Annotated in this window: 17 protein-coding genes and 2 tRNA genes; 8 read left to right on the top strand and 11 right to left on the bottom strand. The window is 38.4% G+C overall.

Features of this window, described 5'->3' with window-relative positions:
* Positions 1–488: 488 nt before the first annotated feature.
* From G466_RS0111110 to G466_RS0111090, 5 genes are all read right to left on the bottom strand, one after another.
* Positions 489–1739: a GntP family permease gene (locus G466_RS0111110; protein ID WP_026813730.1), complete on the bottom strand. Its 1251-nt coding sequence runs from the start codon at positions 1737–1739 to the stop codon at positions 489–491.
* 1 nt (position 1740) lies between these two features.
* On the bottom strand, positions 1741–2892 hold the full coding sequence (locus G466_RS0111105) for a glycerate kinase family protein (protein WP_026813729.1): 1152 nt from the start codon (positions 2890–2892) through the stop codon (positions 1741–1743).
* A gap of 37 nt (positions 2893–2929) precedes the next feature.
* Entirely contained in the window at positions 2930–3712 is a 783-nt protein-coding gene (locus G466_RS0111100) for an endonuclease/exonuclease/phosphatase family protein (protein WP_034235365.1), read from the bottom strand.
* 356 nt (positions 3713–4068) lie between these two features.
* Positions 4069–4563: a hypothetical protein gene (locus G466_RS21840; RefSeq protein ID WP_229797204.1), complete on the bottom strand. Its 495-nt coding sequence runs from the start codon at positions 4561–4563 to the stop codon at positions 4069–4071.
* Between the two features lie 134 nt (positions 4564–4697).
* Positions 4698–6212 carry a GH3 auxin-responsive promoter family protein gene (locus G466_RS0111090; protein ID WP_026813727.1) on the bottom strand — a complete coding sequence of 505 codons (1515 nt, stop codon included), beginning with the start codon at positions 6210–6212 and terminating at the stop codon, positions 4698–4700.
* 110 nt (positions 6213–6322) lie between these two features.
* On the opposite strand from G466_RS0111090, the gene G466_RS0111085 reads away from it, so the two are divergent.
* A complete protein-coding gene (locus tag G466_RS0111085) occupies positions 6323–7117 on the top strand; it encodes a DUF2797 domain-containing protein (protein WP_026813726.1) in 795 nt (264 codons plus the stop codon).
* Here G466_RS0111085 and G466_RS0111080 read toward each other — a convergent pair.
* The 3 genes from G466_RS0111080 to sppA all read right to left on the bottom strand — a co-directional run bounded on the left by G466_RS0111080 (position 7110) and on the right by sppA (position 12779).
* Complete coding sequence (locus tag G466_RS0111080) at positions 7110–9866, bottom strand: AsmA family protein (protein ID WP_026813725.1); 2757 nt, start codon at positions 9864–9866, stop codon at positions 7110–7112. The genes G466_RS0111085 and G466_RS0111080 overlap by 8 nt on opposite strands.
* Positions 9867–10091: 225 nt before the next feature.
* A complete protein-coding gene (locus tag G466_RS0111075) occupies positions 10092–10811 on the bottom strand; it encodes a queuosine precursor transporter (protein ID WP_026813724.1) in 720 nt (239 codons plus the stop codon).
* A gap of 207 nt (positions 10812–11018) precedes the next feature.
* Entirely contained in the window at positions 11019–12779 is a 1761-nt protein-coding gene (gene sppA / locus G466_RS0111070; protein WP_026813723.1) for a signal peptide peptidase SppA, read from the bottom strand.
* Positions 12780–13016: 237 nt separating this feature from the next.
* Here sppA and folK point away from each other — a divergent pair, with 237 nt between their 5' ends.
* Positions 13017–14162: a 2-amino-4-hydroxy-6-hydroxymethyldihydropteridine diphosphokinase gene (gene folK, locus G466_RS0111065; RefSeq protein WP_026813722.1), complete on the top strand. Its 1146-nt coding sequence runs from the start codon at positions 13017–13019 to the stop codon at positions 14160–14162.
* A gap of 13 nt (positions 14163–14175) precedes the next feature.
* On the opposite strand, the gene G466_RS0111060 is transcribed toward folK, so the two are convergent.
* The gene (locus tag G466_RS0111060; RefSeq protein ID WP_026813721.1) at positions 14176–14706 is read right to left on the bottom strand and encodes an RNA methyltransferase; all 531 of its coding nucleotides are present in this window, start codon (positions 14704–14706) and stop codon (positions 14176–14178) included.
* A gap of 205 nt (positions 14707–14911) precedes the next feature.
* On the opposite strand from G466_RS0111060, the gene mutS reads away from it, so the two are divergent.
* The 3 genes from mutS to G466_RS0111045 all read left to right on the top strand — a co-directional run bounded on the left by mutS (position 14912) and on the right by G466_RS0111045 (position 17863).
* On the top strand, positions 14912–17488 hold the full coding sequence (gene mutS, locus G466_RS0111055) for a DNA mismatch repair protein MutS (protein WP_034235377.1): 2577 nt from the start codon (positions 14912–14914) through the stop codon (positions 17486–17488).
* A gap of 167 nt (positions 17489–17655) precedes the next feature.
* Positions 17656–17728, top strand: a tRNA-Gly gene (locus G466_RS0111050).
* Between the two features lie 50 nt (positions 17729–17778).
* Positions 17779–17863: transfer RNA gene (locus G466_RS0111045), tRNA-Leu, on the top strand.
* A gap of 125 nt (positions 17864–17988) precedes the next feature.
* Here the strand turns inward: G466_RS0111045 and G466_RS21835 are convergent.
* Positions 17989–18798, bottom strand: coding sequence for a sialidase family protein (locus tag G466_RS21835; RefSeq protein WP_051315618.1), 810 nt, complete (start codon positions 18796–18798; stop codon positions 17989–17991).
* A 21-nt stretch (positions 18799–18819) separates the two neighbouring features.
* Positions 18820–19113, bottom strand: a complete 294-nt coding sequence (locus G466_RS24240) for a hypothetical protein (protein WP_205622028.1) — start codon at positions 19111–19113, stop codon at positions 18820–18822.
* 277 nt (positions 19114–19390) lie between these two features.
* Between G466_RS24240 and G466_RS0111035 the strand changes: the two genes are divergently transcribed.
* The 3 genes from G466_RS0111035 (at position 19391) to G466_RS0111025 (ending at position 21860) form a co-directional block, all read left to right on the top strand.
* Positions 19391–20299 carry a serine hydrolase gene (locus G466_RS0111035; protein WP_026813719.1) on the top strand — a complete coding sequence of 303 codons (909 nt, stop codon included), beginning with the start codon at positions 19391–19393 and terminating at the stop codon, positions 20297–20299.
* Positions 20300–20432: 133 nt separating this feature from the next.
* Positions 20433–21398, top strand: a complete 966-nt coding sequence (locus G466_RS0111030) for a tRNA dihydrouridine synthase (RefSeq protein WP_026813718.1) — start codon at positions 20433–20435, stop codon at positions 21396–21398.
* A gap of 93 nt (positions 21399–21491) precedes the next feature.
* A complete protein-coding gene (locus G466_RS0111025) occupies positions 21492–21860 on the top strand; it encodes a hypothetical protein (RefSeq protein WP_026813717.1) in 369 nt (122 codons plus the stop codon).
* Positions 21861–22100 lie beyond the last annotated feature (240 nt).

The following is a 22100-nucleotide window of genomic DNA, read 5'->3' as shown; positions in this document are numbered from 1 at the left end:
GGTTGTAGCGCTTCATCAATATGTTTGTTTTTTAGGGCATTATCACAACACCTACAAGGTTCTCTAAACCTTGCTGGATAAATGACCTCATTGGTGAAAAGTCAAAAAAAAGGTTGCCGCTGCAATAGCTAACGCAACTCAATGTGAAAATATAGAAATGTGCTAATTTGAAAATGAAATAAGAGCTAAAAAAATATGGCAGGCCCTAAAGCGAACTCGATTCAAATATTCAAACAATTTTCGGCACCCTGAGCAGTAGACTAGCGGAACCGAAGTCATACACTTTATCTCATATAAAGTTCGCTGTTTTCATTACATACAGGGGTATATGTAATCATTTGCCATAGAGTCGAATTTTAGAGGTGATACCAATCGCCTAAGAACCTTCCTTATATAATTACCATCGAATTGAAGGCTTTGCCGCTAAACTTTAGACATTTGCCTTGAACATTCAACTTTAATATTTTAGACATTGGACCTTGAACTTTTTACCCCTCAAATAAATAGTATGCGATAACAGATGAAAAGGTAAGTACAAATCCAATAATCGATTCATAGGGAATTAATTTAAGTCGATTATTAATGTTAACATTGGTTACACCGCCGGTTGCATGAAAGAAGGAACCATGTGGCAAATGATCTAATACCGTTGCTCCTGCATTAATTAAAGCGGCGCCCCAAATACCGCTTATACCGGCATTAAGAATTATTTCTGAAAATGAAGAGGACGCTATAGTAGCTCCTGCTGTAGATGAAGCTGTGGTAGCTCCCATTAAAATCCCCGACAGTGGAGCTATTAAAACTTCTCCGAAATTTGTGTTCCCCAATACACTCAGCATCACCTCTTTAAGAGTAGAAGCCTTTATTATTCCTGCAATGGTCCCCGTACCCACTAAAAGAACAGCAATTACGGACATTCTACTTAGACCATACGTCATACTTTCCTTTAAAAAGCGCACTTTACCCATCGCCATCACCCCCACAACACCACCTACTGGGAGTGCAATTAAAGGGTCTATTCCATACCCAAATAGTGGACGAAAAGAAAGCAACAATATTGTAACCCCAGGCGCCACCATACTACTTAAAAAGGAAGGGAGATTTTCCTGCTCCTTATCCAAATCTTCTTCCTGTACTAGATCTCCCATAACCGGCATAAAGCGAGCTACCACATAAACTGTGACTATTAACCCTAAAATTGCTGGTAAAATATTAGCATACATCACCGAAAATAAATCAGCATTAAAATTTTCAGCAGCGATAATGGTATTTGGATTGGGTGAAATTATATTACCACACTTCCCACCTCCGATCATTACGAGTAGCAAGACTGCTTTTCTAATGGACAACCTTTTCCCTATACTAAGTGCAACTGGCGCTACAGTAATCACCGCTACATCAATAAAAACACCTATAGCGGTAAGAAAAAAGGTGGCCAAAGCCAAAGCGAGGTACACATGTGACCTTCCTAATTTCTCAATAATTGTGTTGGAGATAGAAGACGCCGCTCCCGTTTTTATAAGAACACCGGATAAAACGCCAGCAGTCAGAATCCTTAAAATAGCCGGAGTAATATCTTTTACCCCATCCACCATGTATGTAATAGTATCTAAAAGCGTAAAACCTCCTAATAAACCACCAATAAGTGCTCCCAGAATAAGACTATAAACAGGGGATACTTTTCTAATTATCAGTATTATAGATAAGATTAACCCTAATAATGCACCTATTGCGCTCATACTATACATTTTTACTTTTATAAAACGCAATAATCCGAAGTTGCTGCTCTAAAGTACGCCTTATATTCTCCAAGGTAAATTTTGGATCCATTGCTTGCTGCAAGGTAACAGGATAGGGCAACAAAGGAAGAACTGCAAGAAAACCCGCCCTATTCAATTCTTCAACCGCCTCCACGCCTCCCCCAATAGCAATTACAGGAACTCCTTGTTTTTTTGCGGCTTTTAGAATTCCGGCCGGGGTTTTCCCCATTGCTGTTTGTGCATCCAACTTACCTTCTCCCGTAACTATAAGGTCAGCTTCTTCTATTAATTCGTTAAACCCAATTGCCTCCAAGACCACTTCAATACCCGGTTTTAAACGCGCATTTAAAAAGCCAAGAAACCCTCCACCAATTCCGCCCGCAGCCCCTGCCCCAGGGACCCCATCAATATCTCTATTATTATTCTCCTTAATTACCTTAGCAAAATTCTTCAAACCTTTATCCAATTCTAGAATCATGTGTTCGTCTGCTCCTTTTTGACGCGCATATACATAAGCGGCACCATTACTTCCAGAAAACGGATTGTTTACATCACAAGCAATAGTAAAACTAGCTTCCCTTACTTCGGGCGGAACCCCAGTGTCATCTATAGCGGTTATACTATTTAATATTTGCCCGCCGTGGCCAAGCTTTTCTCCTTTGTTGTCCAAGAAGTTATAACCTAAAGCTTGCAACATTCCAGTTCCCCCATCATTGGTGGCACTTCCCCCAATGCCTATTAAAATCTTCCTGCATCCTTTCCCTAATGCGTCTTTTATCAATTCCCCCGTTCCAAAAGTAGAGGTCAGCATGGGGTTACGCTTACCCATAGGAAGCAGGGTTAGGCCACTAGCTACTGCCATTTCAATGATTGCTGTACCATTACCCCCAATAATGCCGTATTCCGCTAAGACCGGATCAAAAAGAGGCCCATTGACCTTGCAGGTAACCAACTCACCCTTTAATTTTGAAACTAGAGCACTTAAGGTACCTTCTCCCCCATCACCAACCGCAATTTTGGTTACCATACATTCAGGATAAATCCTATGAATAGCAATTTCGGCATGTTCAGCAATTTCCATAGAAGAAACGCAACCTTTAAAAGAATCGCATGCTACTACTATTTTTTTCATATATAGAAACTATACCGCTTTATGGCCAGCATTAAAATTAATTGTGTTGTTTCATCTGCACTATTGCACTGAGGGGCAAATGATCGGAGAGCTGAACCTGATAAGTGGTATCACGTATAAGCTCCCATTTCCCTGCCGGATAGCCAAAAATATAATCGATTTTCTTTTTTGGGTTTTTGGCGGGAACCGTTGCATCTTTACCAGATAAGTCTTTCCAGCGTTTCATCCCATTCATAATTTCTTCTGCCTCAGGGATGGCATTAAAATCTCCTGCCAATAGTACCGGGTAGCTCCTATTAAGAAGCTCCTTGTTCAGTGCCTGAACTTGCAACTGTCTTTCCTGCGTATTGGTGTAGTCTAAGTGTGTACTGGCAAAGGTAATATAAGCTCCATCCCTATATTCCACATCGGCAACCAATACTGCCCTCTGCTCCTTACCGTGCGCTGACTTGGGCAAATAGATACGTTCTATGCTAGACAAGGGGTACTTACTTAAAATACCAATTCCGTAATACCCATCCATATAGGGGATCGTCTTCCCAAATGCACTTAGCATCCCTGTACGATAACCTAGTTCAGTAATAAAATCCTTGCCATTTTGCTTGGGGGCCCTTTCCCTATATGTACGTACATCCACCTCTTGAAGGGCAACTATGTCTGGATCCACACTTTTAATAAACTCCGCCAACTCTTCCAATGAAGCCAACTCGCCAAAACGCAGGTTATAACAAAGAATTTTCAATGGCTCCGGATCATTAATAGCATAAACACCAAAAGAGGAAGCAATGTAAAAAAGGAGGAACATTATTTTAAGTTTCATATTTATGATTTTGTGTGGAATTATAAATAACGCTAAGGCAGCAGTACTCTCTGAGAAAGAAAAACACCATAGTCTTATTTACGGGATATTTAATTGATTAAAAGTAATAGGGCCACTTAAGAACTGGACCCCATTTCATTTGCTCATTCAATTATACGAAAAATTTCGGTAGTGTTGTGCAGAAATGTGATACCCACGTACTTGTGTTTTAGGACCAACATATAGGAAGTTTTCCCATCTTCCAGATACTATGGCAGGCCTGTCCCTAAATAAAAAAAGCCCCCTTATAGTACAAGGCAGCTATGTTTACTTTTTCATCATGGGAAGCAGAAGCGGAGCCCATGCCCTATTATGTACTAAATTACGGTATCTTTTACCGAAACAGTAACCAACAGATCTTGGCACACTTTAATGATGATTTTTTCGTCGGTATAAAGGTCGTGTCCAAAATTCCGTACTATTTCGTTCCTAGTCCCAATACGATCCATCCACTCTTGGGAAGGCTTAAACTCATCATATTCCCCGTACAGCAACTTAACATCAACAACAGGTCGTTGGGATTCCAATCGCACCCAAGCACTAGAGATAGCATATAGCGATTCCACGGGTAGTCCTTTTAACGCGGCTTTCCAAGCAATGGTACCACCAGCACCAAAGGCCAAATAATGCCTTGGTTCTTTTTCATTCTTAAGCAAATGTGCTACTGCTGTAGCTATCCCACCACTATCAAACTCTTTTCCAACGTTTTCATCCGAATTTATGGTTAAATGAATATTTGCCAATCGCTGTGAGTCGTAGAATGTTAAATCATAATATTGCTGCAAATATCCTAAATAGGACGTTATCCACATCCCTCTTTATGCACCCCTCATGTCCGATAGTATCACTAATTTTCTAGTCATAGTCGTTGATTTAAGTTATTAAAACAGGGGTGAGGGTATTTGTGATAGAATAAATTGCACATTTTAATCGCTATACACTTTATTTATTTGTTTATGTGAAGTAATTCTTCGATATAATCCCTTTTATTGGATAATCTCGGTATTTTATGCTGACCTCCTAATTTGCCTTTAGACTTTAACCAATCATAGAATAGGTTTTCCCTGGCAACATGGACTTGGGGCAATCTCAGTGTAATATTATTGTATCTTTTTGCCTCGTAATCGGAATTTAAGGATTTAAGGGAATTATCAAGAAATTCGATAAAAACAGCTAGTTCTTCTGGTTCTTTTCTAAACTCTATAATCCATTCATGAGCCCCCTTTTCTTTGCCTACCATAAAAATAGGGGCTACGGTATAATCTTTTATTTCTGCTCCAGTTTTCTTACAGACCTGTTTTAGCGCCTCTTCCGCATTTTCTATAATCAACTCTTCTCCAAACACATTAATATGATGCTTTGTTCTTCCGGTAACCTTTATTCTATATGGATTTAGGGAGGTAAAGCGTACCGTATCCCCAATTTTATAGCGCCAAAGTCCGGCATTGGTCGTAATTACTATGGCGTAATTCGTGTTCAGCTTAACGTTCCATAGGGGAATGGTACTTTTTTCAGAATTATCATAATCATCCATGGGAATAAATTCATAAAAAATACCATAGTCCAACATCAACAATAGGTCATCAGAATTATTTCTATCCTGAATAGCAAAGAATCCCTCAGAGGCATTGTAGATTTCATAGTAATTAAAACTCTTTCGTGGTAGTAAGGCCGCATACTGTTCCTTATACGGATTAAAACTAACCCCTCCGTGAAAATATACTTCTAGATTCTCCCACACTTGAAACAAGTGCTGATTTCCTGTTTCTTCCAGCACCTTATTCAGAAGCACTAACATCCATGAGGGTACTCCTGCCAAACTCGTGACATTTTCTTGGATACTCTCTTTTATAATAGCCTGTAATTTAGACTCCCATTCACTCATAAGGGACACCTTGTTACTAGGAGTACTACTCAGTTCTGCCCAAAACGGCATATTATCTATAAGGATTGCTGAAAGGTCCCCAAAAGAAGTACCGTTATCTTGATACATTTCTGTACTCCCCCCCAGCCGAAGACTCTTCCCTGTAAAGAGTTGGGAGTTCTCATTATTATTAAGGTACAAGCAAAGTAAATCTTTTCCAGATTTAAAATGACAGTCCTCCAATGCTTCAGTACTTACTGGGATAAATTTACTTTTAGCATTGGTAGTTCCACTACTTTTTGCAAACCATTTTATACTCGTAGGCCAAAAAATATTCTGCTCCCCTCTTCTAGACCTTTCTACCATAGGTTCTATCTCCTCATATGAAGTTATGGGCACCCGCTCCACAAAGGTTTCATAATTAGGAATAGTATCAAATCCATACTTCTTACCAATCTCCGTATCTTCGGCAATTGAAAGCAATTGATGCAATACCTCATCTTGGACTTCCGCCGGATATTTTATAAAAAGCTCAATTTGATGGTATCTCTTTTTTAATAACCAAGAAGCAATTGAATTAAATAATGGTATTGGCATTTTTAGATATCTTTATCCAGATTTTTTAAGTCGGGCAGTTGTTTTTATTTTAGCTAAAAATAGTTTTAATTGAATTCATAATCAAATAGAATTTACACAAGATAATTTATATGCAGTACCAGGGAGTATTAAAAAAAATGGAAACAGAAATGGGAGACCCCATTCAATATTATTTACTTTTTGAAGGGGATTTCTTAAATGTAAACCAGGTACTTAACAAGGAAATTAAGATACAATTTATTGGTTATCAATGCTTAAATTGTGGAGCAGATAGACCAATTTACCGCCAAGGGTTCTGTCAAAGTTGCTTTTTCGATATCCCATCGGCTGGGGATTGGATTATGCGTCCCGAACTGAGTACCGCCCATTTAGGTCAGGAGGACAGGGACCTCGAATACGAAAAAAAGGTTCAATTACAGCCACATATTGTGTATTTAGCCAACTCTAGCACCATTAAGGTGGGTGTAACCCGAAAATCCCAAGTCCCCACAAGATGGATAGACCAAGGGGCACATGAAGCAATTGAGATAGTAGAAGTTCCCAATAGATATCTGGCAGGAATTACAGAGGTAGCTCTTAAAGATCACGTTGCCGATAAAACCAATTGGCGAAAGATGCTTACCAACGATGTGGTGGATGAGAATTTAGTAGAAATCCGAAATAACCTGAAGCAATATCTTCCCGACGAGGCATTGGAATATTATATAGAAAACAACAAGGAAACCCATTTAGAGTTTCCCGTTCTTCAATATCCAACAAAAGTAAAAAGCCTTAATTTAGTTAAGACCCCCAACTACCAAGGGGCCCTTAAAGGTATTAAGGGCCAGTATCTTATTTTTGAAGACAATACCGTCTTCAATATCCGCAGTAATGAAGGCACTGTAATTGCCTTAGAAATTAGTTAACAGAATCTTTCTTAGTTTCTTCAGCTTCTTTTTTCTTCCCAAAGATTCCGCCTAATATTTTCTTGGCGGCATCTTTCTGGGCCTCTTTTTGCGCCTCCTTACTTCCAGTTCCTACTGAATCTTTTTTAGAGACGGAGTCTGTTTGTTTCGCTCCACCGCCAAAAAGCCCACCCAAAACATCTTTCACTTTTTCTGCATTCTCTTTTTTGGTAGAATCGGTAGCCTTCTGATTTTTAGCCAAAATATCCCCAATAACATCCTTGGCTTTGTCCTTCCCTTTATTAATTAGCTTTTGCTTTTCTATTTCCACTAATTGAGCTGTAATATTCTTGACTCCGGTGGTAAGATCAGTAGTAATCTTAGGATTGTTATACAACCCTCCTATATTAGCCGTAACCGGAATAGTAAGTTCTTCTAAACTTGACTCATTAATCCTAGTCAGTAATTGGTTTATATCCTTACCAAGATATTTGGCCGGCACCTGAATGGTAGCCATATAATTCAAGGTTTCATCAAAAGAGTGGCTTCCCGCAACGTCAATAGCAAAATCTTTATAATTAATAGTAAATGGTTTTACTTTAACTACCCCATTTTCGAAATTCAGGTCGGTTTTTAAATCTTTCAAATTTAGATTTTCAAGATCTAGAAAGTTCAACTTACTATCTAAGGCAGAAAGCAAAGGAGCATCCTTGGCATCAATTTTACTTGTCATTAGCTCTGCCAATATATTCCCTGTTATAGTCAATAAATTAGGTGTAAAGTCATCCTTCAAATTCCCCGAAATATGCACCTCGGTATTCATAGCCCCATGAAGTACTTTAGCTATGGGCGCCAAGGTCCTAAACATCTCTAGTCCATTAAATGTTTCCGCTATACTGAAGTTGCTCATCCCTAAGTCCATGGCAAAAGTTGGAGTTTCTCCTTTGGTAGACACCTCTCCGTTAAGTGCTAATTTCCCATTAAAAAGAGAAGAGGACATATTGGAAAGCGTGGCTTTCTCATCCTTTATTGCAAGCGTCCCCTTAACATCTTTCAACCTTAGATTATCATAGACCACAGTATTCGCACTAGCATTTATAATACAGTCTAAAAACGATGGAATCTTAATCTTCTCTGCAGATGGGGCTGGCGAATTAGAAGTCGATTTCCCTCCGTCCTTACTTACTTCATCGGTATCTGGAACCATAAAATCTGCAATAGAAAAGGTGTTGGAATGTAAATTGAACCTACCTTCTACCTTTTCATTATTGAACATAAAGCCCAAAAGGTTATCAATTGTACCCGTAGCATCAAAATCTGTACTTCCAGTCTTCCCCTTAAGCTCTGTTAGGCTAACCGTAGTGGGATTAAATGACACCGCGGTTGACTGTAAAATTATAGGGTTTGGAATTTCATCGGATTTATATTCAAAATCTTTTAGCTGCATTGTCCCTTTTGTCTTGGTCTTCTCATATTCCTTGCGCTCTATAGAAGCCATATCAAAAGCAGTAGCGATATCCGCATTTAAAATCCCCTTAAGATCCATTCCAGAAGGCACAGGATACGCTTTGGAAATATTTGCCAAGTTCATTCTTCCGTCCATTTGTGCATCTACCTTAGTGTTGCCCATTAGATCACGAATTTTTGCTACCATATTAAATTTGTCCTCGTCAATCATAAAGGACAACCTTCTAATATCTACAAAGGTATCTTCAGTTATTCCGGTAGTATTGGATATTTCCGTATCTATAAAGACATTCCTAACCGATTTTGGCAGATCCGGATATTTAAAAGAAGCATTATCAGAATTTATATCGATTTTAAATTTAGGAATATGAAGATCATCAACGATACCCTTAAATTCACCTGCAACTGTAAAGTTCCCGGTAGTGGTAACATTTTCTATGTTTTTGGAATAGACCTCCGGAATTACAGCCAAAAAGTTTTTGAAGTCCGATGAGGGAGTCTTAAATGAAATAGCTACTTCTTGATTGTCCTCGTTCAATTTTACAAACCCCTCAAAAACCAAGGGCAATTGATTTACAAGCGCTTCGTTCTTTAGGAAAGTATATTTGCTCTCGTTAAGATCTACCCCTATTAGCGCTTTAAGTTTAACGGGATTGCGATTTAAATATTGGGTACTGTCCATCATAAAAGATACCCTACCACTGGTTTCCGTATCTAGCTCGGACGTATCCAAGGAAAGGTCTCCCTTACCTTTATGATCCATTTCATCTATAGTAAGATATATTCCCGAAGAAGCGTCCCCATAATTTATTATAGCATCATTAATTTCATAAGATTCAAGAGATAAGGTAAATTCACCAGATGAATCGGTGCTAACCACTTCCTGATCTCCATCATCTGCCAAGGTTATATCATAATTAGCATTTTCTTCCTTATCTACTTTTATATTTAATCGGCCACCATCAACCTTAAGGCTCTTAAGTATTATGGGCTCCGAAGCGTCTTTCAATAATTCTTTGACCGACATATTAAGTGACACCCCCTTTGCAGCAAACAAGGTGTCTCCTTCAAAAGGAGCTCTATTAATTAATGTGATGTCCTTCATGGTAACCCTAGCATACGGGAAACTACTAAATAAGGTAAGGTCTGCATCGGAAAAATCGAAGGACGCATTAATACTATTATTTACTTTATTCCTAATGATGTCCGCAATTTTACCCTTTAAGAAAAATGGGGTTGCAATAAGCAACAAAACCACTACCAAAAGAAAACCTCCTATAATTTTTAAAACTTTATTTTTCATTCTGCAATTCTATTTTTTTAGCAATATAAATTTCAACGATCAACCTTATGATCTATAATCAATCTTATTTTGGCTCATTCCACTTTCCCATCATTCCGTATATACCCTTATCTTCATATTAAATTAATCTTCTCAGCATAACCAACGTTATAATAAGTTATACGTTTTATTTCCAACTTCTTACCAGCACTATGAAATAACCCAAAACACTATATCTTATACTCTTTAAATCTGTATTTCTTGATTTAACCCCAACTTAAATCGCCTTCTAAATAGATATACGAAAAAATAGAGAAAAGGGGTGTCCAAAACTGCTATGATTACCTTAAAAACAAATCCGCTGACCACTAGGCCATAAAACATATGCCAAGGTAGTACGCCAAAAACACATAAAAGCCCTACTACGGTAAAGGTGTCTATAAACTGAGAAAGAAAGGTGGAAAAATTATTTCGCAACCACAGGTGCTTTCCGTTAGTTAGTTTTTTCCAAAAGTGAAAGATTCCTATATCTATATACTGAGCGAATAGATAGGCCATCATAGAAGCAACTACCGCAATGGGAGACAGTGAAAACACCTTATTAAACAGCTCATCATTTACAGGAGAACCTTCTATGGCTGGTACAACGTTTGAGATCAACACAATGCCCATAGAGAATACAGAAGCGAAAATACCAGCCGTTACCACTTGGTTTGCTTTTTTCCTCCCATACATCTCAGAAATAAGATCTGTTATTAGAAAGGTAATAGGATAAGGCAATACTCCCACCGAAATCTCAAAAAGCGGGGCCCCAAATACAGTGAAGTCCCCAAACGGATTCCAATAAAAAAATTTTTGAAATATAAGGTTGGACACTACCAATGAGGTAATGAACAAAGCACCTAAATAGAGGTATATTTTAAAGGCAAGTTTTCTATCGCCTTCCTTTAAGATGTGATCCTCCATTGTACTTGTAACATTTTTAATATCAAGTTATACTTTAATAGTCACCGGTTTATCGGACATCCACTATTTCCACAAAAACCAAAGGTACACAACCCCAATCAAATAGATGCAACATACAATTAATCCTACCAATCGGAAGTTAAGAAAACCATAGGTGCCGGCTGATTTTAAGGAAGCAAAAATCAGTTACGATAGCCTTTACTGCTTTTATTGGATCCGTAGCGTAAAAGGCATACGTGCCTGCACACCTTTATTTTCCATTACAGCACGCACTTCTTTTAATATACCATACGCCTCTGCCCCAATTTCTTTTTCAATCATGGCCTCCCTTGCTTTTGCGCCGGCACCTCCATAATCTTCCATGAATTTTTCCAGTCCCGTTTTATATTTAGGCAAATTCTGGATGCTGTATTTTTCAATTCCCGCCATTTCTGCCGCTCCAGCAATAGCATCATCCAATCCCCCCAATTCATCTACCAGTCCTAAGCGTTTTGCATCTACTCCACTCCATACGCGTCCTTGGGCCAAACTATCGGCCTGGGCAATGGTAATCCCCCTACCTTCTGCCACACGATCTAAAAAAGTAGTATACACCTGCTCAATGCTCTCTTGCACATTACCTCTAAACGTGTCTTGCATAGGCTTAAACAGGGAATATTCTACCGCATTTTTATTGGTTCCCACCTGCTCTGCATTTACGCCTATATTTTCTGCTAGCTCACTTAAATTAGGAACCGCACCAAAGACTCCAATTGAGCCCGTAATTGTAGTAGGTTCTGCGTAGATTTTATCGGCACCTGCAGCAATATAATATCCTCCCGAGGCCGCTACGTCTCCCATGGAGACCAACACTGGCTTCACTTTCTTTGTAAGTTCTACTTCCCTCCAGATAATATCGGAAGCAAGAGCACTACCCCCTGGAGAATTCACTCTAAGCACGATGGCCTTCACATCCTCATCCTTCCTTGCTTTTATCAAAGCTTCATTAATAATCCCCTGCCCAATAACGTTTGGTCCACCTTCACCGTACATAATCTCTCCTTGAGCGTATATCACTGCTACCTTATCTTTCCCTCTGTTAAGCTTCTTCTTATTAGCTGCCTTAATATAGTCGCTAATACCCACATAATTTATATCCTCATCCATTTCCACCCCAAGGGTTTCCTTGATCATTGTCTCATATTCATCATAATAAGCTACCTGGTCTATTAATCCAGACTGCAAGGCATAATCGGTAGTCCTAGCCCCTAAAGTATCTGCAATTTGATTTAGGTTTTCTACTGCAAGTCCTCTACTCTCGGAAATATCAGAAAGCAGGGAAGCCCAAAGAGCATCTAACAGTTCCTTAATTTGGCTCCTATTAGCATCACTCATTTCATTAGATAAGAAAGGCTCTACTGCACTTTTATATTTCCCGTGCCTAATTACTTCCATCTTAATACCAGATTTTTCCTGTAAATCCTTAAAAAACAGAACTTCGGTAGATAACCCTCTAAAGTCCATAGCCCCTACTGGGTTTAGGTAGACATCACTCGCTACACTAGCGAGATAATAATCTTGCTGGGTAAAGAAATCCCCATAGGCATATATAAATTTTCCACTTTCTTGGAACTCTTTTAAGGCATTACGTATCGCATGGGTTTGAGAAAGTCCGGCCATTAACATGCTGTTACTTATACTGATCCCTTTAATCTTATCATCCTCTTTAGCAACGCGGATGGCGTGCAAAATCTCATCCAATCCTTGATTTATATTGAAAAGTCCGGCAAACGGATCAGATTTATCCATTCCCACATAATCATTAATCGGGTATTCCAACTGCAATTCCAAGACAGAATTGTCTTTCACTGCAACGGTACCATCGGCATTTCCGATCAATGCAGCAAAAATAAAAAACATCACTAACAAGATCCCGAATGCTATTAATCCTCCTATAATGGAGGCCAATAAATTTCTTAAAAACTTCATTTAAATATGAATTAATTATAACTCACAAAGATAGTCAATAGGAGTTTTAAGTTATTACAAATTTTTACTTAATATTTCCGTGTTTATTTTTTAAATCACAAAAGTATATTTTGCAAATACCGTACTGATCAAAGCACTTTCCGTAATAAAACTAACTTTCATTTCTTAATATTTGGATTTTGTTCATAACATTCCCTTTATCAAGTTGATTTCTTTTATTTACTTTGCCACCCTATTATGAACCCAAGCACAACAACATACGTATCCTTAGGAAGTAATCTAGGAGACCGGCTTAATCACTTACAAGAAGGCATCTTTCAGATTAACGCCCGTATAGGCAAGGTTACGAAGACCTCTCATGTATACGAAACTCCAGCTTGGGGTTTTGAAGGAGAGCCATTTTACAATGCTTGTGTTACGGTTGAAACTCAACTATCACCTTCCGAACTACTGGAGGAGTTATTAAAAATAGAAGTATTTCTAGGTAGGGAACGAAAGCAAAGTAGCGGTTATGCTTCTAGGACCTTAGATCTTGATATTCTATACTATAATACAGAAATTAGTAAAACAGATAGCCTAGAAATCCCCCATCCCAACATTTCTAAAAGAAGGTTTGTACTTAAGCCGTTAGCCGATATAGCACCTCAGTTTTACCATCCTATTTTTAATAAGGATACCAGAAACCTACTTCAGGAATGCCAGGACAAGAGTGAAATAATACGAGCTCCCCACAAACTGTATACCAACAGGCTTCAGCTTTTCTCTCAGCTTCATTTTATCTCCATTGAAGGAAATATAGGTGCTGGAAAGACCACATTAGCTACAATGATTGGGCAAGATTACAATGCTAAGTTGGTTTTGGAACGATTTGCGGACAACGCTTTCCTTCCCAAATTCTATGAGGATCAAGCACGATTTGCTTTCCCACTAGAGATGTCTTTCCTAGCCGATAGGTACCAACAATTTATGGACGATACTTCCCAGTATGATTTGTTCAAGAATTTTATGGTAAGTGATTATGACATTCACAAATCCTTGATTTTCGCAAAGGTAACTCTCCAAGAAGAGGAATTTAAACTATACCGAAAGCTATTCAATATGATGTACAAGGAGACACAAAGACCTAGAATGCTTGTTTTCCTACACCAGAATACGGAAAGGCTTATAGAAAATATCAAAAAAAGAGGGAGAAGTTATGAACAAAATATTGAGACCGCTTATTTAGATAAAATCAATCGTGGGTATTTAGATTATATTAAAAGCTTTCCGGAACAGAACAATCTGATTATCGATATCAGTGAGATGGATTTTGTTAAAAATAAGCAGGATTACGAAAAAATCCTACAAAAGATTCAGGCCGCTGCGTTACAGCTTCCCCTTTAGGCCAAGCTATAAATTATTCTTGCAATTTTGCCCAAAGGTCCCAGACCACAATTCCGACACTAACAGAGATATTTAGGGAATGTTTTGTCCCGTATTGAGGAATTTCTAAAACGCCATCACCTCGGGAGACTATTTTCTGAGAAACGCCTTTTACCTCATTCCCAAATACCAACGCGTACTTTTTTTCTTTTTCACATTTAAAATCGTTCAGCATTTGCGCATCCTCTGCTTGCTCAACTGAGTACACAGCATATCCTTCGTATTGCAATTTCTCCACCACTTGAAGGGCATCTTCAGCATATTCCCAGGCCACACTGTCCGTAGCCCCAAGGGCAGTCTTATGAATTTCTTTATGTGGCGGCGTTGCCGTAATGCCACAGAGATAAATTTTTTCGATCAAAAAAGCATCGGCAGTCCTAAAAACAGATCCTATATTATTAAGACTCCTGACATTATCCAGCACTATGCAAATAGGGGTCTTTTTGTGCTTCCTAAACTCCTCTACATTCAGACGGTCTAATTCACTATTTTCAAGTTTACGCATTCCAATTTTTATATTATCATTCTATTTCACCACTTCCCAGAGATGAAAACGATTCGTTTTTTCACAAAGTTGTCCTCAAAATATCAACAAAAGTAGGCATTCCAATAGATAAACCTTAATTTCGTTCCTTTAGAGAGATTGCAAAAATAAGTTAATAAAATCGCTTTTGGGAGACACAGGAAAGACAAAAAAGGTAACACCTTTAATGAAGCAGTACAATACCATAAAGGGGAAATATCCAGATGCCCTACTATTGTTCAGAGTAGGCGACTTTTACGAAACTTTTGGTCAAGATGCCATTAAGGCATCACAGATTTTGGGAATAATTCTTACCCATAGGAACAATGGCGGTGACAAAACCGAATTGGCAGGATTTCCTCATCATTCCTTAAACACTTATCTACCTAAGTTAGTAAAAGCAGGGCAACGGGTTGCTATTTGCGATCAACTAGAAGATCCAAAACTCACCAAAACTATTGTAAAAAGAGGTGTTACAGAATTGGTGACTCCCGGCGTAGCCATGAATGATGATATTCTAACGGCTAAAAACAACAACTTTCTTTGTGCGGTACATTTTGGTAGAAAGCGATTGGGCATTGCTTTTGTAGACATTTCTACAGGAGAGTTCCTTACTTCGGAGGGCAATGAAGAACAAATTGACAAACTTTTACAGAATTTTTCTCCAAACGAAGTATTGGTTTCCAAGTCCAACAGAAAAGAGTTTGCAGCTGTTTTTGGAACCCAATACCACACTTTCTTTACAGAGGATTGGGTCTTTCAGGACGATTATGCCTTAGAATCCCTCACCAATCATTTTAAAACTAAGAGCTTAAAAGGTTTTGGGGTAGATCATTTATGCCATGGAATAGTGGCGGCTGGGGTAATTATGCATTATCTATCCGACACCCAACATAAGCAGCTACAACACATAAGCAGTTTACAGCGTATTGCGGAAGAGGAGCATATTTGGATGGATCGCTTTACCATCCGGAATTTGGAACTTTACCATTCCAACAATCAGAATGCGGTAACCCTAATAGACGTAATAGATAAAACCCTATCCCCTATGGGTGGTCGGATGCTTAAACGATGGTTAGCACTTCCGCTTAAAAATATAGAAAAAATAAGAAGAAGGCATCAGGTTATTTCTCATTTAAAGGAGAACAATAATGTGTTGCAGGAACTGAGAAACACTATTAAAACTATAGGAGACCTAGAAAGATTAATTTCCAAGGTGGCTACGGGCAAAATTAACCCTAAGGAGGTAGTGCAGTTAAAAAACTCCTTAGAAGCTATTGTTCCCATTAAACAACTTACCGTCAATACCAAGAACGAATCGCTCGCTTTATTAGGCGATCAGTTACACAGCTGCGAATTGCTACGCAGCAAGATTACGGAAATGCTGAATGAAGAGGCTCCAGTTAATATGTTAAAGGGGAAAACTATTGCAGAAGGCTATTCCCAAGAGTTGGACGAGCTTAGGAGTTTGGCCTTTTCAGGAAAGGATTACTTGGATAAAATGCTACAACGCGAATCCGAACGCACTGGCATTACCTCTCTAAAAATTGCATCCAACAACGTTTTTGGATACTATATAGAAGTCCGTAACACGCATAAAGACAAGGTTCCGCAAGAATGGATCCGCAAGCAGACCTTGGTAAACGCTGAACGCTATATTACAGAGGAACTGAAAGAATACGAAGCCAAAATATTGGGGGCAGAAGAGCGCATCCTCGACTTAGAGCAGCAATTATTCTCCCAACTCGTGGTGTGGATGCAAGAGTACATAGCACCGGTACAGAATAATGCCCATTTGGTAGCTCAGTTAGATTGCCTATGTGGTTTTACCCAATTGGCACTAGACAATAATTACATTGAACCGGCTATGGATGACTCTACGGAATTATCTATTGTTGGCGGCAGGCATCCAGTAATTGAAAAACAGCTGCCTTTGGGGGAGGAATATATTGCAAACGATCTTGTTTTAAACAGGGACGAACAACAAATCATAATGATTACTGGTCCCAACATGAGTGGTAAATCGGCAATTTTAAGACAAACCGCCCTTATTGTACTCTTGGCACAGATGGGTTGTTTTGTTCCGGCCACCTCGGCCAAAATTGGTTATGTAGATAAGATATTCACCCGTGTAGGTGCCAGTGATAATATATCTATGGGAGAATCTACTTTTATGGTAGAGATGAATGAGACTGCTTCGATTCTAAACAACTTATCGGAGCGTAGTCTAGTACTCTTAGATGAGATTGGGAGAGGTACAAGCACCTATGACGGTATTTCCATAGCTTGGGCCATTTCGGAATATTTACATGAGCATCCAGCACAGGCTAAAACACTTTTCGCTACGCATTATCACGAGCTAAACGAAATGACGAATACTTTTGACCGTATAAAAAACTACAACGTATCGGTAAAAGAACTGGAGGACAATGTGCTTTTTTTACGCAAACTAACGCCAGGGGGCAGCGAACATAGTTTCGGGATCCATGTAGCCAAGATGGCAGGAATGCCACAACAGGTAATCCACAAAGCAAATAAGATTCTAAAGAAATTAGAAAAATCACATTCCAGCGAAGAGCTTACGGATAAATTGCAATTGGTACAGAATGAGATGCAGCTTAGCTTCTTCAATTTAGACGATCCTCTTTTGGAACAGATAAAAGAAGAGATCACTCACTTGGACATCAATACTTTAACTCCGGTAGAAGCCTTGATGAAGCTTAATGAAATAAAGCGATTACTCACTAGGCAGAAGAATGCTTAAGACTTTTGATCAGCGTTGGAACAAAAGTTTTTTATTTACAAATCATTCAGCCTGCGATAATTATAAAGAATAAAATACTTTTTAATAAAAAAGGCTTTGCATTTTAAAGAATTGTATTAAATTTGCTCCCGCATTCGAGAAGGATGTGAAGTTCTTAAAAACCTTACGCGAAAATAGCTCAGTTGGTAGAGCGCCACCTTGCCAAGGTGGAGGTCGCGGGTTCGAATCCCGTTTTTCGCTCACTTACAATCCACGTACTACCAGATGTGGAAACGCTGTATAACGCAGAGGCTCGAGTGGTGGAATTGGTAGACACGTTGGACTTAAAATCCAATGGCCATTATGGCCGTGCGGGTTCAAGTCCCGCCTCGAGTACGAAGACCCTTGTTAATCAATAGATTTTCAAGGGTTTTTAATTTAACAAACCATCCATTTACATTAGCTTCCTCCTCCTTGCTTTTAATTACAAGTGAAAAATATAAAAGAAGCTACCACGTAGACTATTTCTCATTAATCCAATCAGTATTTAATTTTGTAATATCTGTAACTGAAAGGCCTGTACCCGAAGGCCTATCGCCAGCACAATATCCTAGTAACACATTCTCACTACCTTCTATAAAATGAACTGCGATATAACAATACCAACCATCGGGGTCGTCTTCTATATTTTTTACATATTTCCAACTAATTCCTTTATCATTTGATATTGCTACTGTTAAAGGTGTTCGTTTACCTTCTAACTTAATGTCCCTACCGTCGTTGTTATTCCATACTATTAACCAATCTCCCGTAGACGGAAGTTTTTCGATGGTTGCTGGTGACAAAGGGGAAGGAATATTACTGGCCTCAATTGGACTCCAAGATTCACCTCGGTCTAAAGGAAATGACAATTGCTGAACACCACCACTGGTTCTAATGTACATCATTACTCTCCCATCCTCCATTTCTAATAGACCAGGTTCCTGAGTAACTATATCAGTTGCATTAGGCACTTTCATACTAGAAGTCCAAGTCACCCCATTATCATCAGAATAATAGGCATACAAATCACTTTTGTTCACAAACTCTCCTCCAGGAATTCTATGAAGCGCCACAGCCATCATTAGTCTTCCGTCTTTAAGCTGTATTACCCGGTCATTATTAAGCACAAAATACCCTTGTTTATCTTGGATACATTTAACAGGATTACTCCAAGTTTTCGCCTCATCCTTTGAAATTCGCATTATAGGAACACAATCTTCAGTAGAATTCTTTAACAAGTAGAAAAGAGCAATATTTCCGTTTTGTAAACGAAGCAATGAAACTGACATTACATTCAAACCCCCTTCATTCTACACTATGGTTCTGTCTTCCGCGGACCATGTATTCCCCTGATCTTTTGAATATCTAGCTGCCAAGGAGGCGGGAGCATGATCACTTGTAGATTCTCCATAGTACTTACTATACACAAACATATTAGGACCCTCTTTCAGGGCGATAAAATCTCCTTCACTATTTCGTGGATTATCTAAACCAGGATTTAGGGATAAGACTTTTTTAGGCTCATCTACTTTTGAAGATTGTGAGCTTGCAGCAAAAGCAAACGATAAACAAATTAGCAGATTAAATAGCGCTTTAAATTTCATTTTCACATTGTTTAGAGCTAACATTAACTATTCTTTATAATTTCTAAAATTCTCACAGATCCATTATCCTTAGCTGGCGCGAGCCTACCTATTTCGGCCGGCAAAGTTACCCTTGTGCCTAATTACAATTGTAAAAAAACAACTAGATTTCAATTCTTTATTATTAAAATCAGTAAGTTACACTGACAAGGAATCGAATTGATTGACCTTACGTTATTTACCTTAAATTTAAAGAATCTATTCCTAACACAACTAAATTAATAGCGCAACTAAAAGCATGAACTCTCTAAAAACAACTTTTTCCATCACCTTACTAGCCCTTATTCTTATACTTTCCTCTTGCCAAGAAAAAGCCTCTAAAAAAGAGCGTTTAAAAAAGACCATTAAGACTCAGATTGACACTATAGATGGAACTGTGGCTATTGCATTTTACAGCTTATCGGAACCCAAAGACAGTTTATATATTAATGTTGATGAAAAATTTCATGCGGCCAGCACCATGAAAGTGCCCGTGATGATAGAATTATTTAAACAGGCCAACGAAGGAAAAATAAACCTGAATGATTCTATTGTCTTAAAAAATGAATTTAAAAGTATTGTTGATGGTAGTTTATATAGCATGGATATAAACGAGGACAGTGACGATATTATTTACCAACAAATAGACACTAAAGTGGCGCTTAAAGATTTAATGCATAGCATGATCACCATTAGCAGCAATCTTGCTACCAATGTTCTTATTGAACTTGTGGATGCTAAAAAAGTAACGGCAACGATGCGGGAATTAGGCGCAGAAAAAATTGAGGTATTGCGAGGCGTAGAAGACCTAAAAGCGTATGAAAAAGGGCTAAGCAATTCTACCACCGCCAGGGACTTAATGATTATTATGAAATCTATTGCCAATACCAATGCGGGCAATCAAAAAGATTGCGAAGCGATGATTGCCATTTTAAAAGATCAGCAACACAAGAATGTCATCCCTTTTTACTTGCCTAAGGAAGTAAAAGTGGCTCATAAAACCGGTTCTATAACGGGAGTTCATCACGACGCGGGAATTGTGTATTTACCTGATGGCCGTTCTTATGTATTAGTGCTACTCTCAAAGAATCTAAAAGACTTTGACAAAGGAACCGTTCAATTGGCCAAAATATCTAAAACCGTTTATGATTATGTAAGTAGTAATTAACCAGTTTAAACACTATCCCTACGATAGCTACTGTAGGGATTAGCTAGCTGGAATTACAAGGAGAAAAAATCTAACTTAATGCCATATTGAAGCAACATCCAATTAGCCTATCTTTGCCGTATTAATTAATAAGATGGCTTCTACTCTACTTTCATCACCTTTACAAGGATTTACAGATTTCAGGTTTCGCAATGCCTTTAACCATTATTTTGGTGGTATTGATACTTTTTACGCACCCTATATTAGACTAAATGGAAAGCTAAAAATTAAGCAATCCTACCAAAACGATCTATTACCAGAAAACAACAATACCTTAGAGGTTATTCCACAAGTGATAACCAATGACCCAGAGGAGTTTTTATTTGTCGCCAAATATGTGCAAAGTTTAGGCTACAAGGAATTAAACTGGAATCTAGGTTGTCCTTATCCTATGGTGACAAAATCTGGCATGGGCTCTGGCTTAATTTGCAACCCCAATAGAATTAATGAAGTCCTACACAGAGCACACAACGAAACCGATATTTTGGTCTCTATGAAAATGAGGATGGGCTACGAAAATGCAGAAGAAATTCTATACGCCTTTCCTATTTTAGATCAATACCCCCTTAAAAACATTGCAATTCATGCCAGAATTGGCAAGCAACTCTATAAAGGCCCAGTAGATTTGGATGCTTTTGAAAAATGTATCGATCGTACCAAACACAAGCTGTACTATAACGGGGATATTACAAGTGTTGCAGCTTTTAAAGACATCCAAAAACGTTTTCCAACTATTGACCACTTTATGATTGGTCGCGGATTAATTGCCGATCCCTTTTTACCTAATATGATAAAAAACAACACTACGGAATATCCTAAAAACCGTTGGGCTATATTTTCGGAGTTCCATGACACCATTTACAGGCAATATGACGCATATTTGTCGGGACCAACACCTATAAAAATGAAAATGCTAGGGTTTTGGGAGTTCTTTTCCCAAACTACTTCAAACCCACAAAAAACCTACAAAGTCATAAAAAAAGCTTCCAATCCAGTAAAATATAGGCATGCGGTTGATCAAATTATTAATACGGAAATGAAAGTGGATAGCGCTTTATAACTGTAATGCATAAAAGGTTAACACGATACATTTTGGCTATTTTATTTTTTAATGGAAGGGATTAGTTTTGTTCATTAATTAAAAAATATGAACATGAAGAAATCATTTAAATTCCTGAGCTTACTATTTATCACGACTGTTCTAATCGCATCTTGCAGTAAGGACAATGACCCTACGGATGACAATGTTTTTGTTGGAACATACAAGGGGTCTGTAGGGTATACTGATTCTGAAGGCGATACAGCCATCTCCACAGAAAATGGGAGTGTCACCCTCGTTAAAGTAGGAAACACGTATAATTTTGATTTTTCTGATGGAATTCCAAGTTTAAAAGGTATTAAAATGGAAAAGAATCAGAGTGTATTAATTTCTTTGGATGGTGCTATTAAAATTGACGAAGGAACATTAATTATCGGCTATAATAAAGACAACGAAACGTGGACAGCCAATTGCGATAGATAATTTTAATCTGACATGAATTAGGGATATTCGGGAGTAGGCCGATTTTCACTAAAAACTGGACAGAACGAATCCTGGAACATCGATGTTTCCGGGATTTTTTTTATGGTTTATTTTCGAAGTGGATTTTCGTCCGGTTTAAGAGGGCTTTTTGGTCGTTTTAGTGAGGTTCTGGCATACCTTTCCCATCGAAGTTTCGGATCGCTAGTCCCTATGCCGCTTTTTCCAGCGCCATGGCCGACA

The sequence above is a fragment of the Arenibacter certesii DSM 19833 genome (genome assembly GCF_000429545.1).
Lineage (GTDB): Bacteria > Bacteroidota > Bacteroidia > Flavobacteriales > Flavobacteriaceae > Arenibacter > Arenibacter certesii.
Note: the sequence above shows the minus strand (reverse complement) of the source record. Positions and strands in the feature narration are given on the sequence as shown.

Coding starts and splice junctions, on each gene's coding strand:
- G466_RS0111100 (WP_034235365.1), bottom strand. CDS start 3,712: ATGAAACTTAAAATAATGTTCCTCCTTTTTTACATTGCTTCCTCTTTT.
- G466_RS21840 (WP_229797204.1), bottom strand. CDS start 4,563: ATGTGGATAACGTCCTATTTAGGATATTTGCAGCAATATTATGATTTA.
- G466_RS24240 (WP_205622028.1), bottom strand. CDS start 19,113: ATGAAATTTAAAGCGCTATTTAATCTGCTAATTTGTTTATCGTTTGCT.
- G466_RS0111060 (WP_026813721.1), bottom strand. CDS start 14,706: ATGCGTAAACTTGAAAATAGTGAATTAGACCGTCTGAATGTAGAGGAG.
- G466_RS21835 (WP_051315618.1), bottom strand. CDS start 18,798: ATGTCAGTTTCATTGCTTCGTTTACAAAACGGAAATATTGCTCTTTTC.
- G466_RS0111025 (WP_026813717.1), top strand. CDS start 21,492: ATGAAGAAATCATTTAAATTCCTGAGCTTACTATTTATCACGACTGTT.
- mutS (WP_034235377.1), top strand. CDS start 14,912: ATGAAGCAGTACAATACCATAAAGGGGAAATATCCAGATGCCCTACTA.
- G466_RS0111110 (WP_026813730.1), bottom strand. CDS start 1,739: ATGAGCGCAATAGGTGCATTATTAGGGTTAATCTTATCTATAATACTG.
- G466_RS0111080 (WP_026813725.1), bottom strand. CDS start 9,866: ATGAAAAATAAAGTTTTAAAAATTATAGGAGGTTTTCTTTTGGTAGTG.
- sppA (WP_026813723.1), bottom strand. CDS start 12,779: ATGAAGTTTTTAAGAAATTTATTGGCCTCCATTATAGGAGGATTAATA.
- G466_RS0111035 (WP_026813719.1), top strand. CDS start 19,391: ATGAACTCTCTAAAAACAACTTTTTCCATCACCTTACTAGCCCTTATT.
- G466_RS0111105 (WP_026813729.1), bottom strand. CDS start 2,892: ATGAAAAAAATAGTAGTAGCATGCGATTCTTTTAAAGGTTGCGTTTCT.
- G466_RS0111075 (WP_026813724.1), bottom strand. CDS start 10,811: ATGGAGGATCACATCTTAAAGGAAGGCGATAGAAAACTTGCCTTTAAA.
- G466_RS0111090 (WP_026813727.1), bottom strand. CDS start 6,212: ATGCCAATACCATTATTTAATTCAATTGCTTCTTGGTTATTAAAAAAG.
- G466_RS0111085 (WP_026813726.1), top strand. CDS start 6,323: ATGCAGTACCAGGGAGTATTAAAAAAAATGGAAACAGAAATGGGAGAC.
- folK (WP_026813722.1), top strand. CDS start 13,017: ATGAACCCAAGCACAACAACATACGTATCCTTAGGAAGTAATCTAGGA.
- G466_RS0111030 (WP_026813718.1), top strand. CDS start 20,433: ATGGCTTCTACTCTACTTTCATCACCTTTACAAGGATTTACAGATTTC.